Below are 19,464 nucleotides of genomic sequence, written 5' to 3'. Positions count from 1 at the left end.
CTCATGCCCGGGGGATGAGCGGCACATTCCCCCCACCAGGCAGCCCGCAAGGGCCGCCCACCCCGAAGGAGTACATCAGTTGGCCACCCCGTATACCCCCACGGTTCAGGGAACCGGCGTCCGGGCCACCATCCAGCGTTTCGGTGGTCACCTCGCCGGCATGATCATGCCGAACATCGGCGCCTTCATCGCCTGGGGCCTGATCACCGCCCTGTTCATCCCCACCGGCTGGCTGCCCAACGAGACCCTGGCCGCCCTGGTCGGCCCGATCATCACCGTTCTGCTCCCCGTGCTCATCGGCTACACCGGTGGGCGGATGGTCCACGGCCAGCGCGGCGCCGTCGTCGGCGCCGTCGCGACCATGGGTGTCGTGGTCGGGGTGGACATCCCGATGTTCCTCGGCGCCATGATCATCGGCCCGCTTGCCGCCCTTGTGATCAAGTACGTGGACAAGTTCACCGAGCAGCGCACCCGCGCCGGCTTCGAGATGCTGGTGGACAACTTCACCGCCGGCATCGTCGGCGGCGCCATGGCCATCGCCGGCGTCCTGGGCATCGGCCCGGTCGTCAAGGTCATCACCGACGCCGCAGGCAGCGCCGTGGAATACCTGGTCAGCCACAGCCTGCTGCCGCTGGCCTCGATTCTGATCGAACCGGCCAAGGTGCTGTTCCTCAACAACGCGATCAACCACGGCGTGCTCGGCCCGCTCGGGGTGGCCGAAGCGGTCAAGCACGGCAAGTCGATCCTGTTCATGCTGGAGTCCAACCCCGGCCCCGGCCTGGGCCTGCTGATCGCCTACATGCTGTTCGGCCCGCGCTCGCTGCGTCCCAGCACCCCGCCCGCGATGATCATCCACTTCCTCGGCGGCATCCACGAGATCTACTTCCCGTACGTGCTGATGAAGCCGCGTCTGATCCTGGCCGTGATCGCCGGCGGCGCCTCGGGCATCCTCACGTTCCTGGTCACCGGCGCCGGTCTGGTGGCGACGCCCTCACCGGGCAGCATCTTCGCCTACCTGGCGGTGACCCCGAAGGGGGGCTGGTTCGGCGTCATTCTCGGGATTATCGTCGCGACCGGGGTGTCGTTCATCGTCGCTTCGGCGCTGCTGGGCTTCGGCCGGGGCTCCAACGATGAGGAGGCCCAGAGCACCGAGCCCGCAACACAGGAGGCGTGACGCCATGGCCAGCATCGACAGCAAGGACGTCCACAAACTCGTCGTAGCCTGCGACGCAGGGATGGGCAGCAGCGTGATGCTGGCCAGTCAGCTCCGTAAGCAGTTGAAGGGCACATCGGTCGAGGTGGTGCACACCCCGGTCAACTCGATCCCGAAAGACGCCGACGTGATCGTCAGTCACGTCGGGCTCGCGGACCGGGCCCGGGCGAGCGCTCCCGGTGTCGTGCTCGTGCCGTTCCAGATCTTCATCGGCGATCCGGCGGTCACCAGGCTGGTCACGATACTCAAGAACGGTGGCACCATCGACGGCTGACCCGAAGGTCACCGTTTGATCAACTCCCTGGTCGCCGTCCGCCCTGGCGGCGGTGACCAGGGTTCGCGGGTAAGAACCGCTTTAGCCGGGCTCGGCACGCTGGCCCTTGGTCCGCCCGTAGGGGCAGGGGATCCGAGGGGAGCCCGTTCGATGACGGAAAACACGGCTCTGACGCGTCCGGTGCACCGGGTCCGTGCGGTCGGTGAGGCGCGCGATCCGCGGGATCCGCTGGACCGGCTGGCGCGTCTGCTGGATGCGGGGTCGCTTGAGGTCGTGACGGAGCCCGGACGGGGAGTCGTCGTGGCGACCGGAACGATCGACGGCGCGCCGGTGGTCGGCTTCTGCACCGACGCCCGGCTGATGGGCGGGGCGATCGGCGCGGAGGACTGCCTGCGGATTCTCGCCGCCACCGAGCGCGCGGTGCTCCTGGGCTGCCCGGTCATCGGCCTGTGGCACTCGGGCGGCGCCAAGCTCGCCGACGGCGTGGAGGCCATGGAGGGCATCGGCAGGATGTTCGGCGGCATGGTCCGCGCCTCCGGCCGGGTGCCGCAGATCTCCGTCGTACTCGGCCCGGCGGCCGGCGGCGCGGCGTACGGCCCGGCGTTGACCGACGTGGTCATCCTGGCGCCGGCCGGCCGGGTCTTCATCACCGGCCCCGACGTGGTGCGGAGCGTCACCGGCGAAGAGATCGACATGGCAGGGCTCGGCGGAGCCGACGCGCACGGCCGCAGGTCGGGGGTCGCGCACGTGGTCGCCGACTCCGAGGACGACGCGTTACGGCGGGCGCGACGGCTCGCCACACTGCTGACCCGGCCGGGCACGCACGACCCCGGCGCGGTGCGGGAGCCGCGCGACCTGCGTGCCCTGCTGCCGGAGTCCCCGCGCCGCGCGTATGACGTCCGCCCACTGATCCTGGCCATCCTGGACGGCCCGTTCGAGGAGCTTCAGGCCAAATGGGCGCCGAACATGGTCGTCGGTCTGGGCCGGCTGGCCGGTGGCACCGTCGGAGTGGTGGCCAACAACCCGCTGCGCAAGGGCGGCTGCCTCGACTCGCTCAGCGCCGAGAAGGCGTCGAGGTTCGTACGGATGTGCGACGCGTTCGGCATCCCGCTGCTGGTCCTCGTCGACGTGCCCGGTTACCTCCCCGGCGTCCGGCAGGAGTGGGAGGGCGTGGTCCGCAGGGGAGCCAAGCTGCTGTACGCCTTCGCCGAGGCGGTCGTGCCCCGGGTCACGCTCGTCACCCGCAAGTCCTACGGGGGCGCCTACATCGCCATGAACTCGCGATCCCTCGGCGCCACCGCCGTCTTCGCCTGGCCGGACGCCGAGGTCGCGGTCATGGGGGCCGAGTCGGCCGTGGGCATCCTGCACCGCAAGCGGCTGTCCGCCGCGCCGGAGGGGGAGCGGGAGCGGCTGCGCGCCGAACTGGTCGAAGAGCAGCGGCGCGTCGCGGGCGGCGTCGGGCGGGGGCTGGCGCTGGGCGCCATCGACGAGGTCGTCGACCCGGCCGCCACCCGGGCCCGCCTGGCCGAGGCGTTCGCCGCCGCGACCGCGGACGCCGGCAGACGCCGCGGCCCGCACGGCAACATCCCGCTGTAGCGCGCCCTGCCGCCGGTGCCGGGACGAGCGGATTTGGAGCGCCTTCAGCCGCGCCTTGCATGCTCCTTCGATCGGACCCACACCGAGACTCTGCGAGGACGGATGAACAGCGTCACGACCGGTCAGATACCGGACTTCCCGATGGACCGCGGCTGCCCCTACCACCCGCCGGCCGGGTACGCGCGCCTGCGCGCCACGGGTACCGTCGCGCCCGTACGCCTCTACGACGGCCGCGTCGCGTGGGTGGTCAGCGGGCACCCCGAGACGCGGGCGCTGCTGCTCGACCCCCGGCTGTCCTCGGACCGATCCCGGCCCGACTTCCCGGTGCTGGTGCCGCGGATGGCCGCCTCCAAGCTCGTCGCGCTCGTCGGCATGGACCCCCCGGAGCACGACGTGCAGCGGCGCATGCTCGCCCCGGCCTTCACCGTCAACGGGATCAAGGCGCTCCGGCCCGTGATCAAGCGGATCGTGACCGAGCGGATCGACGCGCTGCTCGCCAAGGGCCCGGAGGCTGATCTGGTGCCGGAGTTCGCGCTGCCGGTGCCGTCCACCGTCATCTGCGAACTGCTCGGCGTGCCGTACGCCGACCATGAGTTCTTCGAGGCGCAGACCAGGAAGATGGTCATGGCGACCAGCACCGCCGAGGAGGCGGCGGAGGCGAGCCGCGCACTCGTCGCCTACTTCGAGGAACTGATCACGGTGAAGCTCGCCGAGCCGGGGGAGGGGCTGGTCGACACCCTGATCAGGGAGCGGCTGGCGACCGGCCAGCTCCAGCGCTCGGAGGTCGCCTCGATCTCGATGTTCCTGCTGGTCGCCGGGCACGAGACCACCGCCAACATGATCGGCCTGAGCATCCTGACCCTGCTGGAGCACCCCGGCCAGCTCGCCGCCCTGCGCGAGGACCCCGATCTGGCCAAGGACGCCGTCGAGGAACTGCTGCGCTTCCTGTCCGTCGCCGACGAGCTGCAGCGGGTCGCGGCGGCGGACATCGAGGTCGGCGGGGTGCTGATCCGCGAGGGCGACGGGGTCTACCTGCCGAACGCGGCCGCCAACCGGGACGACCGGGTCTTCGACGACCCCGACCGGCTGGATCTGCGGCGCGAGGCCCGGGGACACCTGGCCTTCGGGCACGGCGTCCACCAGTGCATCGGCCAGAACCTCGCCCGCGCCGAGCTGGAGATCGGGCTCCGGGAGCTGATCACCCGCCTGCCCGGCCTGCGCCTGACCGAGCCGGTGGAGGCGCTCGGGGTCAAGCCGGGGGGGTCGGTCCAGGGCGTCTACCGGCTGCCCGTCACCTGGTAGCCGCCCCAGCCGGGGGAGCCGGGACGGCCCGGCTCCCCTCGCCCGCCGGTCAGGAGGCGAGCCGCTCCTCCAGGAAGCCCGCCACGGCCGCCGGCGTCGGGTAGTCGTAGAGCAGTACGGGCGGCAGGACCAGCCCCGTCGCCTCGCACAACCGGTTACGCACCTCCAGCGCGGTGAACGACGAGAACCCGATGTGCAGGAAGTTGTCCTCCGGGTCGATCGAGTCGGGGGCGGCGTGGCCGAGCACCTCGGCGGCGTGCACCCGGACCAGGTCGAGCAGCGTCGCCTCGGTGGCCGCCGCGTCCTGCTCGCCAGCCTCCGGGTGGTCGTCCGGAACGGCGGGCCGGTCCGAGCCGCCTGCGGCGGACGGCAGGACTCCCGCCGGCCACCAGTAGCGGCGCCGCTCGAACGGGTAGGTGGGCAGGTCCGCGGGAGGCAGAGGCGGCCCGCCGTACCAGGCGTTCCACCGGACGTCGCCGCCCGCCGCGTGCAGCCGCGCCACCAGGGACGCCAGCGCGTCCGGCTCAGGCCGCTCCCGCGACAGCGCGGGCAGCACCAGGGCGTCGGGCGGCAGGGCGCTCACCGCCAGGGGCGTGAGCACGGCGTCCGGACCGACCTCGACGAACGTGGTGACCCCGGCGGCGTGCAACGTGGCCAGCACGTCCCCGAACCGCACGGTGGAGCGGAGCTGGCGCACCCAGTATCCGGGGTCGCTCAGTTCCTCCTCTGTCGCCTCCCGCCCGGTCAGCTCCGAGACGAGCGGGATGAGCGGCGGGTGGAAGGTGACCCGCGACGCCACCGCGCGGAACGGTTCCAGGGCGCCGTCCATGTGCGGGGAGTGGAAGGCGTGGCCGACCCGCAGCCGGCTCGTGCGGCGCCCCCTGGCCGCGAACCGCTCGGCGATCTCCGTGACCACGTCCGCGTCGCCGGAGATCACCACGGCCGCAGGCCCGTTGACCGCGGCCAGGTCGGCCAGGCCCGGGTAGCCGGCCAGCGCGTCGACCGCCTCGGTCTCGGTGGCCTCGATCGCGGTCATCGCGCCGCCGCCCGGCTGATCCTGCATGAGTCGCCCGCGCGCGGCGACCAGCGCGCAGGCGTCCTCCAGCGACAGCACCCCGGAGGCGTGCGCCGCGGCCAGCCCGCCGAGCGAGTGCCCGGCCACCCGGCCGGGCGGCGCCGTCAGCCGTTCCAGCAGGCGGAACAGCGCGGTCTCCAGCGCGAACAGGGCGGGCTGAGCGTACGCGGTGCGCGCCAGCGCCTCGGCCTCCGGCGAGCCGGGCTCGGCGAACAGCAACTCCTTCAGCGGCCGGTCCAGGAGGCCGTCGAACGCCGCGCACACCTCGTCGAGCGCCGACGCGAAGACGGGCCACTCGGCGTACAGCCCGCGCCCCATGCCCGCGCGCTGGCTGCCCTGCCCGGTGAACAGGTACGCGGTCGAGGGCCGCTCGCCCGCCACGGCCCGGACCAGCCGCCTCGACGTGCGGCCTTCGGCGAGCTCGGCGAGCGCCCGCAGCCGTTGCTCGCGGTCGCCGGGCAGGACGACCGCCCGGTGCCGCAGCGCGGTCCGTCCCAGCGCGAGCGTCCGGCCCACCTGGGTGTCGTCGAGGTCCGGTCGCGCGGTGAGCCGGTCGAGCAGCCGGGCCGCCTGCGCCCGCAGGGCCGCCTCGGTACGCCCGGACAGCGGCCACAACACGGCGGGTGCGGCATCGCTTCCGGGCTCGACCACTTCCGGCGGGGCCTCCTCGATCAGCACGTGCGCGTTGGTGCCGCTGATGCCGAAGGACGAGACGCCGGCCCGGCGGGGGTGGTCGCGCCGGGGCCACGGCACCGGTTCGGTGAGCAGGCGTACCGCGCCGGACTCCCAGTCGACGTGGGGGGTCGGCTCGTCCACGTGCAGGGTGCGGGGCAGCACGCCGTGCCGCAGCGCCTGCACGATCTTGATCACGCCGCCGACCCCGGCGGCTGCCTGGGTGTGCCCGACGTTGGACTTCAGCGAGCCCAGATAGAGCGGCGCCTCCCGGTTCCGCCCGTAGACGGCCAGGATGGCCTGGGCCTCGATCGGGTCGCCGAGCCGGGTGCCGGTGCCGTGCGCCTCCACCGCGTCCACCTGCTCGGGGGCGAGCCGCGCGTCGGCCAGGGCCTGCTGGATCACCCGCTCCTGGGTGGGCCCGTTGGGTGCGGTCAGGCCGTTGCTCGCGCCGTCCTGGTTGACCGCGGAGCCGCGCAGCACGGCCAGGACGGTACGGCCGTTGCGGCGGGCGTCCGACAGCCGCTCCAGCAGGATCAGGCCGGCTCCCTCGGCGAAACCGGTGCCGTCGGCGCCGGCGGCGAACGCCTTGCAGCGGGCGTCAGGGGCCAGCCCGCGCTGCCGGCTGAACTCCACCAGCAGCACCGGCGTCGCCATCACCGTGACCCCACCGGCCAGCGCCAGGTCGCACTCGCCACGCCTGAGCGACTGGGCCGCCAGGTGCATGGCGACCAGCGACGAGGAGCAGGCCGTGTCGACGGTCACCGCCGGGCCCTCCAGGCCGAGGTGGTAGGAGACCCGGCCCGAGGCGACACTGGTCGCGTTGCCGGTCATCAGATGGCCCTCGAATCCGTCCGGCACCCGGTCGGGCGGCGGCACGTACGCCTGGGACACCACCCCGGCGAACACCCCCGTACGGCTGCCGCGCAGCGACCCTGGGGCGATGCCGGCCCGCTCGAAGGTCTCCCACGCCACCTCCAGGAGCAGCCGCTGCTGCGGATCGGTGGCTACCGCCTCGCGTGGCCCCATGCCGAAGAATCCCGCGTCGAACTCCCCGGCCCCGTACAGGAATCCGCCTTCCCTGGTGTAGCTCGTGCCGGGCCGGTCCGGGTCGGGGTCGTACAGTGTGTCCAGATCCCAGCCGCGGTCCTCCGGCAGCCCGCCGACCGCGTCCACGCCCTCGTCGAGCAGCCGCCACAGCGCCTCCGGGGTGTCCGCGCCGCCGGGGAAACGGCAGCCCATGGCGATGATCGCCACCGGCTCGTGCGCCTTCTCCTCAAGCTCGCGGATGCGCCGCCGCGCCTGGCGGAGGTCAGTCGTCGCCCGCCTGAGATAGTCGCGCAGTCTGTCCTCGTTGTTCATGTCTTCTCCATCAGGTGGGCGGTGGGTGTTGCTCACGGCGCGTCGAGTTCCTCGTCCAGGGCGCGGAACAGGTCCTCGTCCGTGGCCCCCACGAGGTCGTCGTCCGCCGGTTCTCCGTCGACGCGGGCCTCCTCCTCCCAGCGCCACAGGGTGGCCCGCAACCGGTCCTTGATCTTCACGAAGTCGGCGCTGCCGGCCGTCACCGAACCGAGCAGCCGTTCCAGCTCGGCCGCCGTGTCGTCCGGGACCAGCAGCCCGAGCAGGTGCCCGGCCAGCGCCGCCGGGGTCGGGAAGTCGAACGCCAGGGTGGTCGGCAGGCGCAGGCCGGTCGCCGCCGCGATCCGGTTGCGCAGTTCGACCGAGGTCAGCGAGTCGAAGCCGATCTCCTTGAAGGCCCGGTCGGCGGTGACGTCGTCCACCACCAGGTGCCCGAGCACGGCCGCGACCTGCTCTCTGACCAGGACCAGCAGCGCCTGCTCCCGGTCGGCCCCGCGCAGCCCCGCCAGCCGGTCCGCCAGCGAGGCGGGCGACACCGGCGCCTGCTGGGCGGCCCGCCGTACCGCGGGGCCGCGCACCAGGGCGCGGAGCACCGCGGGCAGCTCACCGGACTCGGCCCGCGCCCGCAGCCCCGCGTCGTCGAGCACGGCCGGCACCAGGACCGGCCGGTCGGCCGACACGGCGGCGTCGAACAGCGCCAGGCCCTCGGCGGCGGACATCGGAACCAGGCCGCCGCGGGCGATCCTGGCCAGATCCGCCGCGCTCAGATGGCCCGTCATGCCACTGGCCTCCTGCCACATGCCCCAGGCCAGCGAGACGGCGGGCAGCCCGCGCGCCCGCCGGTGCTCGGCGAGGGCGTCCAGGAAGACGTTGGCCGCCGCGTAGTTGGCCTGTCCGGCGCCGCCCAGCAGACCCGACGCCGAGGAGAACAGCACGAACGACTCCAGGTCCAGGCCGGCGGTGAGCTCGTGCAGGTGCCAGGCCGCGTCCACCTTGGGGCGCAGCACCGCGCCCACCTTCTCCGGCGTCAGCGAGGCGAGGACGCCGTCGTCCAGTACGCCCGCGGTGTGGATCACTGAGCGGAGCGGGCGCTCCGCGGGGATCGAGGCCAGCAACGCCGCCAGCGCGTCCCGGTCCGCGGCGTCGCATGCGGCGATCCGCACCTCGGCCCCGGACGCGGCCAGTTCCGCCGCCAGTTCGGCGGCGCCCGGCGCATCCGGGCCGCGCCTGCCGGCCAGCAGCAGGTGGCGGACACCTCGCTCGGTCACCAGGTGGCGGGCGAGCGCGGCGCCGATGGTGCCGGTGCCGCCGGTGACCAGGACGGTGCCCGCGCCTGGCCGGGCCGGGGGCACGGTCAGCACGATCTTGCCGACGTGCCGGGCCTGGGCGAAGTGGCGGAACGCCGCGGGAGCCTGGTGCACGCTCCACGTCGTCACCGGCGACGGCCGCAGCGCGCCCTCCTCGAACAGGGCGAGCACCCCGGCCAGCGCCTCGCGTACCGCCTCGACGGGCATGTCCAGCAGCTCGAACGGCAGGTACGCCACTCCGGGGTGGGCCGCCGCGACCTGCTCGGGGTCCCGCAGGTCCGCGATGCCCATCTCGACCAACCGCCCGCCCGACGACAGCAGCCGCAACGAGGCGTCGAGCAGGTCACCGGTGAGCGAGTTGAGCACCACATCCATCCCCCCGAAGGCCCGCTCGAAGTCGGCGGTACGGGAGGAGGCGATGCGCTCGCCGGGCACGCCGAGCGCGCGCAGCGCGGCCCACTTGCCGGGACTCGCCGTGGCGTACACCTCGGCCCCCAGATGGCGGGCGAGCTGGAGCGCGGCCAGGCCGACGCCCCCGGCGGCCGCGTGGATCAGCACCCGCTCGCCCGGCCGCAGCCGGGCCAGCGTCACCAGGCCGTGGTAGGCGGTGGTGAACACCGCGGGCACCCCGGCGGCCGCGGCGAACGACCACCCGGCCGGAATCCGGGCCACCAGGCGGTGGTCGGCGACCGCGACCGGGCCCACCGCTCCGGTCACCAGGCCGAACACCCGGTCGCCGACGGCCAGGCCGGTGACGCCTGGCCCGGTCTCCAGCACCGTTCCCGCGGCCTCGGCGCCCAGCGGGGCGTCGACCGGGACCATCCCCAGGGCGGTCAGCACGTCGCGGAAGTTCAGCCCGGCGGCCCGGACGGCGATCCTGACCTGGCCGGGCGCGAGCGCCGCCCGCGCCTGCGGGAAGTCGGCGGCGTAGAGGTCGTCCGGCGAACCGCCCGGGGTGGCCAGCCGCCAGGTCGCCTCCTCGCCGGTCCCGTCTCCCCGCTCCCCGTCGACGCCGGGCGGTCGCACGGTGTGCCCGGCGTCCACCCGGCCCAGTCTCGGGGCGAACGCGGCGCCGCCGCGCAGCGCGAGCTGCGGTTCGCCCGTCGCGATCGCCGCGGGCAGCGCCCGCGCCGAGGCCTCGTCGTCGTCCAGGTCCACCACCGTCACCCTGCCGGGGTGCTCGGTGGCCGCGGACCTCACCAGGCCCCACAACGGCGCGCTCGCCAGGTCCACCGCGTCACCCGGACGGGCGGCCACCGCGCGTCGGGTCAGCACGACCAGCCGGGATCCGTCCCGTTCCGTGTCGGCCAGCCGCGCGCCCAGCCGCGCCAGCAGCGCGTGCACGTTGGCGGCGACCGCCTCCGGCAGGTCCCTGCCGGACGGTTCGGCGGGGCCGATGAGCTCGTACGACGGTGGGCCGGCCGGGGTCGGCAGGGGGACCTCGATCCAGCCGATCTCGTACAGGGAGCTCGGCCGGGCCGGCGTGGTGACCGGTCCGGGGGAGGCGGCCCGCAGGGTCAGCGACTCGATTCGCGCCACCGGGGCGCCGGCCGGATCGGCGAGGGTGATGGTCACGGTGTCCTCGCCCCCCGCGCCCGGGGCCAGGCTGACCCGGAGCGCGGTGGCCCCGGTGGCGTACAGGGACACGCCGGACCAGGTGAACGGGAGCCGCACCCCCTCGCCGAGGAAGCCGCCGAGGCCCATGGCGTGCATGGCCGAGTCGAGCAGCGCGGGGTGCAGGCCGAACCGGGCGGCCTCCTCGCGGTGGTCGGCGGACAGCGCCACTTCGGCGTGGACGGTGTCACCCGATCGCCAGGCGGCCGTGAGGTTCCGGAAGGCGGGGCCGTACTCGTACCCGAGGTCGGCGAGTCGCTCGTACAGGCCGTCCACGTCGAGCGGGGTGGCGTTCGGCGGAGGCCACGCGGTGGTGGTCGCGGGCTCGTCGTCGGCGGACGGTGGGGCGAGGACGCCCGTGGCGTGGCGGGTCCACTCGGTGTCGCCGGCCCGCCGGGAGTGCACGGTCACCCGCCGTAGTCCGGCGTCGTCCGGTTCCGCCACGACCACCTGGAGGCGGACGGTGCCGCGTTCGGGCAGGAACAGCGGGGCTTGGAGGGTCAGTTCGTCCACCCGGAACGCGGCGTCGGTGAACTGACCCGCCTGGAGTGCCAGTTCGAGCAGCGCGGTGGCCGGGAGCAGCGCGACGCCGCGCACCGCGTGATCGGCGAGCCAGCCGTGGGTGTCGCGGGAGATCCGTCCGGTGAGCATCAGGGTGTCGTTCTCGGCGAGCTTGGTGGCTGTGCTGAGGAACGGGTGTTCGGCGGCGTCCAGCCCCAGGCTGCCGGCGTCGCTGTTGATCGCCGGTCCGTCCAGCCAGTAGCGCTGGCGTTGGAAGGGGTAGGTGGGGAGGTTTTGCGTGGTGCTCGGGGGGAGGGTGGGGGTCCAGTTGGTGGGGTGGCCGGTGGTGTGGAGGCGGGCGAGGTTTGTGTGGAAGTGGTCAAGGGTGCCGTGGTTGCGGCGGAGAGTGCCGGTGATGTGGATGGGGGTGATTGTGGGGTGGTGGTCGGTGGTGTCGTGGATGGCGGTGGTGAGGACGGGGTGAGGGCTGGTTTCGATGTAGGTGGTGTGTCCGTCGTTGATGAGGTTGGTGAGAGCCTGGTGGAGGAGAACGGGGTTGGCGAGGTTGTCGTACCAGTATTGGGCGGTCAGGTCGGTGGGGTTGATGAGTTTTGTGGTGACGGTGGAGTAGATGGGGGTGTCGGTGTTTTGTGGCTGGATGTCAGCGAGTGCGGTGAGGAGGGTGTCGTGGAGGGGGTGGATGTGGGGTGTGTGGGAGGCGTAGTCGACGGGGATTTGGCGGGTTTTGATGTCGTGTTGGGTGAGGGTTTGGAGGAGGTGGTGGAGTTGTTGGGGGTTGCCGGCGATGACGGTGGTGGTGGGGCTGTTGTGGGCGGCGATGTGGAGGTCGTCGTAGGGGGCTAGGTGGGTGGTGAGGGTGGTTGGGGGGAGGTTGATGGAGGCCATGGCGCCGGTGCCGGTGAGGGTGCGGAGGGCTTGGGCGCGGAGGGTGATGATTTTGGCGGCGTCGGTGAGGGTGAGGGCTCCTGCTATGTGGGCGGCGGCGATTTCGCCTTGGGAGTGGCCGATGACGGCGTGGGGGTGGATGTCGTGGTGTTGCCAGAGTCGGGCGAGGCTGGTCATGATCGCGAAGAGCGCGGGTTGGATGACATCGACCCGGTCGATGGGGGGCGTGCCGGGCCGGCCGTTGAGGACATCGATGAGATTCCAGCCGCTGTGAACCTGGATCGCCTCGGCGGCAGCGGTGAGATGCTCGGCGAAGACCGGCGAGCTGGCCAGCAACTCGGTGGCCATGCCTTCCCACTGGGAGCCCTGCCCGGGGAAGACGAACACGGTCTTACCGAGCGGCCCGGCCTGACCCTGGACGAGGCTGGGATGGGGTTGGTCGTCGGCCAGGGCGGTGAGCGCGGAGAGCAGTTCCTGGCGGTCGGTGGCGATGACGGCGGCGCGGTGGGGGAGTGTGGCGCGGCCGGTCGCGAGGGTGCGGGCGGTGGCGGTCAGGTCGAGGTCTGGGTGGCCGGTCAGGTGGTCGTGGAGTTGCCGGGCTTGGGCGTGCAGGGCCTGCGGGTTGTGAGCTGACAACAGCACCGGCGGCGGAGCCTCGGCCGCGGATTCCTCGGGAAGTTCGTCGCTGACAGGAGCGGGCTCCCGGGGTGCTTCCTTAATGACCTCCCGGGGTGCTTCCTCGATGACGACGTGCGCGTTGGTGCCGCTCATGCCGAACCCCGAGATGCCCGCCCGTCGGATGCGGCCGTCCTCCGGCGTCCAGGGCCGGGACTCGACAAGGAGGCGCAGGTCGCCGGACTCCCAGTCGACGTGCGGGGTGGGTTCGTCGATGTGCAGGGTGCGGGGGAGAAGGTCGTGCCGCAGGGCCTCGACCATCTTGATGACGCCGCCCACTCCAGCGGCGGCCTGGGTGTGGCCGATGTTGGACTTGAGTGAGCCGAGCCAGACGGGCCGGTCCTCGGGGCGGCGTTGTCCGTAGGTGGCGATCAGGGCTTGGGCTTCGATGGGGTCGCCGAGCCGGGTGCCGGTGCCGTGGGCCTCGACCGCGTCCACGTCGGCAGGGGTCAGCCCTGCGTCGGCCAGCGCCTGCCGGATCACCGCCTGCTGGGCGGGTCCGTTCGGCGCGGTGATGCCGTTGCTGGCGCCGTCCTGGTTGATCGCGGTGCCGCGGACGACGGCGAGGATCGGATGGCCGTTGCGCCGCGCGTCCGAGAGCCGTTCGATGAGCAGCAGGCCCACGCCCTCGCCGAACGCGGTGCCGTCGGCGGCGGCGGCGAACGCCTTGCAGCGGCCGTCGACGGAGAGGCCGCGCTGGCGGCTGAAGCCGATGAAGATGTCCGGGTTGGACAGTACGGTCGCCCCGCCCGCCAGTGCCAGGTCGCACTCCCCGGCACGCAGCGCGCGCACCGCCAGATGCAGCGCCACCAGCGACGACGAGCAGGCGGTGTCCACGGTCACCGCCGGTCCTTCCAGACCGAGCGTGTAGGCGATGCGGCCGGACGCGATGCTGCCCGCGCTGCCGATCCCGAGATATCCCTCCATGTCGGCCGGTAGTCGCACCCGCGAGCCGTAGTCGGTGTACACGACGCCGGCGTAGACACCGGTACGCGAGCCGTGCAGCGAACCCGGGTCGATCCCAGCCCGCTCGAAGGCCTCCCAGGCGGCCTCCAGCAGCAGCCGCTGCTGCGGGTCCATGCTGATCGCCTCACGCGGGCTGATCCCGAAGAAGGCAGGGTCGAACTGGTCCGCGTCGTGCAGGAAGCCGCCTTCGCGGGCGTAGGAGGTGCCGGGGTGCGCGGGGTCGGGGTCGAAGAGCCGTTCCAGGTCCCAGCCCCGGTTGGCCGGGAACGGGGAGATGACGTCGCTCTCGGACACCACCACTCGCCACAGGTCCTCCGGCGTACGGATGTCGCCCGGGTAGCGGCAGGCCATGGCCACGATGGCGATGGGTTCGTCGTCGCGCCGCGCAGCCGCCGTGGGTACGGCCGTGGCCGGGTCGTCCGTGCCCAGCAGCTCCGAGCGCAGGAACTCGGCGAGCGCGCGTGGGGACGGGTGGTCGAAGACCAGGGTGGTGGGCAGCTTGAGACCGGTCGCGGTGGAGAGCCGGTTGCGGAACTCCACTGCGGTCAGCGAGTCGAAGCCCAGGTCCTTGAAGGCCCGCGCGACGTCGATGCCGTTCCGCTCCGAGAAACCCAGCACGGCGGCGGCCTGGTCGCGTATCGCGTCCAGGAGGATGCGCTGCTGGTCGGCCACCGGACGGTCGGCCAGGGTGGCGAAGACGGCCGCGGCGGAGTCCGCCCCGGCGGCGACGGCGACCGTCCCCGCGAAGGGGCGCAGCAGGGGCGACAGCAGCCCGGCCGCGGCCTGGGCGCGCAGCGCGGCTTGCGCGGGACGGGCGGCCAGCAGTGTCGTACGGGAGGAACGCAGGGCCAGACCGAGCAGCGGCCCGGTCTGCCCGGCGCCGAACACGACCAGACCGGCCCGCGGGGAGCCCGCGTCCCCCTCCCGGGGTCCCCAGGCCAGGCAGACGCCGGGGAGGCCGAGCGCCCTGCGGTGGTGGGCGAGCGCTTCGAAGTAGGCGCCGATCGCGGCACGCGCGGCCTGGCCGGTGCCGCCGAGCGAGCCGGAGACGTCGGGGAGGAGCAGCGCGAAGGTGTCCAGCTCCAGCCCGAGGGTCAGCTCGTGCAGGTTCCACGCGGCGTCCCCGGCCGACCGGAGCGCCGAGGTGAACTCCGCCGGCGGGATCGACAGCAGCACCGCCTCGGTCTCGGCCGAGGCCACGTGGACGACGCCCGTCAGCGGATGCTCGGCCGGGAGCAGCGCCAGCGCCTCGGCCAGCGACTCCCGGTCCGTCGCGCCGTCGCCTGCCACCATGACGTCGGCGCCCAGACCTGCCAGCCTCTCGGCCAGACCGGGGTCCGCCCCGACCAGCAGCAGGCGGCGCAGACCGAGGCCGGTGACCAGATGCTCGGCGGCGCTCGCCGTCAGATCGCCGGTACCCGACACCAGCACGGTGCCGGTCCCCGGCGCACCCGGGAAGTCGTCCGCGAAGTCGTCCGGGGTGGACGTGGTGAGGCGCGGGACGTGCACCTCGCCCTGCCGCAGCGCGAGCTGTGGCTCGCCGAGGGCGAGCGCAGCGGGGAGCGCGCGCAGCGACGCCTCGTGCCCGTCCAGGTCGACCACCGTGACCCTGCCGGGATGCTCGGACTGTACGGCCCGCACGAGGCCCCACACCGGGGCGGGCGCGAGGTCCTGGACGTCGTCAGGGGACACGGTCACCGCGTGCCGGGTGACCACCACGAGTCCGGTGCCTGTCCTGGCATCGTCGGCGAGCCATGCCCGCAGACCGGGCAGGAGCGTACTCGCCGAGGTGGCGGGCAGCAGCACGAGATCAGGAACGGAACTCCCGGCTGTCCTAGCCCCGGCTGTTCCGGCTGCCCCGGCCCCGGCCCTGGCCCCGGCTCCGGCCTCGGCTGTCCCGGCCCCGGCCCCGGCCCCGGCTGTCCCGGCTCCGGCCGCGTTGCCGTCGGCCTGAGCGCTGCCGGTTCGGGGATTCTCGATCCCGGTGAGGCTGGCCTGGGCGCCTTCGGGTGGCGCGCTTGTGATCAGTTCGTCGATGGTGGCGTACGTTTGCGGCGCGTTGGGACCGAGGGCGTCCGCGAGGCCGGGGATGCCCGGCGCCACCACCGCCCAGGAAAGCCGGGCCGGTTGCGCGCTTGTCGTCCCGGCCGCCTCTCCGACCTCCGGCACCGGCACCGGCACCGGCACCGGCACCGGCACCGGGGCCGGGGCCGGGGCGGCGAGCGCGGGCCAGGTCAGTCCCAGGAGCCAGTCCGGCCGGGCGGCGGCGGGGCGGAGCCCTTCCAGCCGTCTCAGCTGGACCGACTCGACCGTGGCGACGGGCGCACCGGTCGCATCGGCCACCGCGAGGGTGAACCGCCCGTCCGCAAGCCCGTCCACAAGTCTGTCCGCACCCTCGTCCGCAAGTCTGCCCGCACCCCCGTCCGTATCCCCGCCTGGGCCGCCGGTGCGGCGGATGCGCAGGCGCAGGCCGCCCGCGCCGGGGGCGTGCAGGACGGCGCCGTGCCAATCCGCCGGTACGACGGCCGCCCCGGCTCCCGCCAGCAGTGGCTGAAGCGCGGCGGTGAGCAGTGCGGGATGCAGGCTGTAGCGGGCGGTGTCCGAGGCGACGCCTTCGACGGTGGCCACCTCGGCGAAGATCTCCTCGCCGCCGTCGCCGTCCCGCCGCCACAGGCGGGTGAGCCCCAGCAGCGCCGGGCCGTGGTCGTGTCCCGAGGCGGCCAGCCCCGCCTGCGTCTCCGCCACGTCCAGCTCCACCGCGCCCTGCGGCGGCCATGCGGCCGGCGGCTCGGTGGTCCGGACGGGAGGTGGGGCCAGCAGCCCGGAGGCGTGGCTCGTCCACGGCCGGTCCAGCGGCTCGTCGTCGGCCGTGTCGTCGTACGGCCGCGCGTAGAGCGTGAAGGCACGCCTGCCCTGATCGTCGGCAGCTCCGGTGGTGAGCTGCAGATCCACCCCGCCCACGGCGGGCAGCACCAGCGGCGGTCCGGCGACGAGCTCCGCGACGCCGAGGCCGCCGAGCGCCTGCCCTGCCTGGAACGCCAGGTCCAGGTAGGCCGTGGCCGGGAGCACGATCGTGCCCTGGATCGCGTGGTCGGCCAGCCACGGCTGGGTGTGCACGGAGGCACGCCCGGTCAGCAGGAGGGTGTCGCCCTGGGCGAGTGTGGTGGCCGCCGCGAGCAGCGGGTGCTGTGTGGTGCGCAGGCCGAGGCTCTCCGGGTCGCCCGATGTGGCCGCGTCTTCCAGCCAGTAGCGCTGGCGCTGGAAGGGGTAGGTGGGGAGGTTTTGCGTGCTGGTGCTCGGGGGGAGGGCGGGGGTCCAGTTGATGAGGTGGCCGTTGGTGTGCAGGTGGGCGAGGTTTGTGTGGAAGTGGTGGAGGGTGCCGTGGTTGCGGCGGAGGGTGCCGGTGACGGTCAGGGGCGTGGAGTGGTCGTCGGCGGTTTCGTGGATGGGGGTGGTGAGGACGGGGTGAGGGCTGCTTTCGATGTAAGTGGTGTGTCCGTCGTTAATGAGGTTGGTGAGGGTTTGGTGGAGGAGGACGGGGTTGGCCAGGTTGTCGTACCAGTACTGGGCGGTCAGATCGGTGGGATTGATGGGCTGGGTGGTAACGGTGGAGTAGATGGGAGTGGTGGTGGGCTGGGGGGTGATGGTGTCGAGTGCGGTGAGGAGGGTGTCGTGGAGGGGGTGGATGTGGGGTGTGTGTGAGGCGTAGTCGACGGGGATTTGGCGGGTTTTGATGTCGTGTTGGGTGAGGGTGGTTAGGAGGTGGTGGAGTTGTTGGGGGTTGCCGGCGATGACGGTGGTGGTGGGGCTGTTGTGGGCGGCGATGTGGAGGTCGTCGTAGGGGGCTAGGTGGGGGTGGAGGGCGGTGGGGGAGAGGTTGATGGAGGCCATGGCGCCGGTGCCGGTGAGGGTGCGGAGGGCTTGGGATCGGAGGGTGATGATTTTGGCGGCGTCGGTGAGGGTGAGGGCGCCTGCGATGTGGGCGGCGGCGATTTCGCCTTGGGAGTGGCCGATGACGGCGTGGGGGTGGATGTCGTGGTGTTGCCAGAGGCGGGCGAGGCTGGTCATGATCGCGAAGAGCGCGGGTTGGATGACATCGACCCGGTCGATGGGGGGCGTGCCGGGCCGGCCGTTGAGGACATCGATGAGGTTCCAGCCGGAGTGAACCTGGATCGCCTCGGCAGCAGCGGTGAGATGCTCGGCGAAGACCGGCGAGGTGTCCAGCAGGTGGGTGGCCATGCCATCCCACTGGCTGCCCTGCCCGGGGAAGACGAACACGGTCTTCCCGAGAGGCCCGGCCTGACCTTGGACGAGACTGGGATGCGGCTGGCCGCCGGTCAGGGCGGTGAGCGCGTCCAGTAGCTCGTGTCGGCTGTCGGTGATGACGGCCGCGCGGTGCGGAAGCGCGGCCCGGCCGGTCGCGAGAGGCCGGGCGATATCAGCTGGCTGGAGTGCGGGCTGGCTGGTGAGGTGGTCGTGCAGTTGCCGGGCTTGGGCGTGCAGGGCCTGCGGGCTGTGAGCCGACAACAACACCGGTACGGGCACGTCCCTCGCGGAACCGGAGTCTTCCGGCGCCGTGGGTGGTTCTTCGAGGACGACGTGCGCGTTGGTGCCGCTGATGCCGAAGGACGAGACGGCGGCGCGGCGGGGGCGGTCATCGTCTCGTGGCCAGGGGGTGGCCTCGGTGAGGAGGCGAACGGCCCCGCTGTCCCAGTCCACGTGCGGGGTGGGTTCGTCGACGTGCAGCGTGCGGGGCAACAGATCGTGCCGCAGGGCTTGGATCATTTTGATGACGCCGCCCACTCCGGCCGCCGCCTGGGTGTGCCCGATGTTGGACTTGAGTGAGCCCAGCCAGACCGGCCGGTCCTCGGGGCGGTGTTGCCCGTAGGTCGCCAGAAGGGCTTGGGCTTCGATGGGGTCGCCGAGCCGGGTACCGGTGCCGTGCGCCTCGACCGCGTCCACATCGGCGGGAGTGAGTCCGGCGTCGGCCAGCGCCTGCCGGATCACCCGCTGCTGGGCGGGCCCGTTCGGCGCGGAGAGCTGTCCGCTCGTACCGTCCTGGTTGATCGCGGTGCCGCGGACGACGGCGAGGATCGGATGGCCGTTGCGCTGCGCGTCCGACAGCCGTTCGACGAGGAGCAGGCCCACGCCCTCGCCCCAGCCCGTGCCGTCGGCCGCGGCGGCGAACGCCTTGCACCGGCCGTCGGGGGAGAGCCCGCGCTGACGGCTGAACTCCACGAACAGGCCGGGCGTGGCGATCACCGTCGCCCCGCCCGCCAGCGCCAGGTCGCACTCTCCTGCACGCAGCGCGCGCACCGCTAGATGCAGCGCCACCAGCGACGACGAGCACGCCGTGTCGATCGTGATGGCCGGGCCCACCAGGCCGAGGACGTACGAGAGGCGGCCCGAGGCCACCGACCCCGCGCTCCCGGTGCCGATGTACCCTTCGAGTCCCTCGGGAGCCCGCCGGATCCGGCCGCCGTAGTCCCCGTACATCACCCCGGCGAACACGCCCGTCCGGGAGCCGCGCACCGACTCCGGGTCGATGCCGGCCCGTTCGAAGGTCTCCCAGGCGGTCTCCAGCAGCAGCCGTTGCTGCGGGTCGATGGCCGCCGCCTCGCGTGGGCTGATCCCGAAGAAGGCCGGGTCGAACTCGGCCGCGTCGTGCAGGAAGCCGCCTTCTCGCGCGTACGTCTTGCCGACGCGCGCCGGGTCCGGGTCGTAGAGACCGGCCACGTCCCAGCCGCGGTCGGAGGGGAACGGGGAGATCGCGTCGACGCCGTCGGCGACGATCCGCCACAGGGCCTCCGGCGACCGTACGCCACCGGGGTAGCGGCAGGCCATGCCCACGATCGCGATCGGCTCGTGCCGCGCGGCCTCCACCTCCGACAGCCGCCGCCGCGTCTGCAGCAGGTCGTTGGTCACCCGCTTGAGGTAGTCGCGGAGCCTGGCCTCGTTCCCACTGGTCGCCTCGGTGGTCATGCGACGTCACCTCTTCTCGTCT

At 73.1% G+C, this 19,464-nt stretch carries 6 protein-coding genes; 4 read left to right on the top strand and 2 right to left on the bottom strand.

The features are described from left to right. Window positions 1–79 precede the first annotated feature (79 nt). The 4 genes from mtlA to KIP79_RS03015 all read left to right on the top strand — a co-directional run bounded on the left by mtlA (window position 80) and on the right by KIP79_RS03015 (window position 4,385). Window positions 80–1,174 (top strand): mannitol-specific PTS transporter subunit IIC, encoded by a 1,095-nt coding sequence (gene mtlA, locus KIP79_RS03030; RefSeq protein ID WP_250212576.1) that lies wholly within the window; start codon window positions 80–82, stop codon window positions 1,172–1,174. Between the two features lie 4 nt (window positions 1,175–1,178). Next, on the top strand, window positions 1,179–1,487 hold the full coding sequence (locus KIP79_RS03025; protein WP_214103118.1) for a PTS sugar transporter subunit IIBC family protein: 309 nt from the start codon (window positions 1,179–1,181) through the stop codon (window positions 1,485–1,487). A gap of 150 nt (window positions 1,488–1,637) precedes the next feature. Next, on the top strand, window positions 1,638–3,083 hold the full coding sequence (locus KIP79_RS03020) for an acyl-CoA carboxylase subunit beta (RefSeq protein ID WP_214103117.1): 1,446 nt from the start codon (window positions 1,638–1,640) through the stop codon (window positions 3,081–3,083). 102 nt (window positions 3,084–3,185) lie between these two features. Then, complete coding sequence (locus KIP79_RS03015; RefSeq protein WP_214103116.1) at window positions 3,186–4,385, top strand: cytochrome P450; 1,200 nt, start codon at window positions 3,186–3,188, stop codon at window positions 4,383–4,385. 49 nt (window positions 4,386–4,434) lie between these two features. Here KIP79_RS03015 and KIP79_RS03010 read toward each other — a convergent pair whose 3' ends face one another. Further along, window positions 4,435–7,494 (bottom strand): type I polyketide synthase, encoded by a 3,060-nt coding sequence (locus tag KIP79_RS03010; protein WP_214103115.1) that lies wholly within the window; start codon window positions 7,492–7,494, stop codon window positions 4,435–4,437. A 32-nt stretch (window positions 7,495–7,526) separates the two neighbouring features. Then, entirely contained in the window at window positions 7,527–19,442 is an 11,916-nt protein-coding gene (locus KIP79_RS48885; protein ID WP_214103114.1) for a type I polyketide synthase, read from the bottom strand. Window positions 19,443–19,464: the final 22 nt, after the last annotated feature.

The sequence above is a fragment of the Acrocarpospora catenulata genome (genome assembly GCF_018476525.1).
Classification (GTDB): domain Bacteria; phylum Actinomycetota; class Actinomycetes; order Streptosporangiales; family Streptosporangiaceae; genus Acrocarpospora; species Acrocarpospora catenulata.
This window is presented reverse-complemented; position numbering and strand designations above follow the sequence as displayed.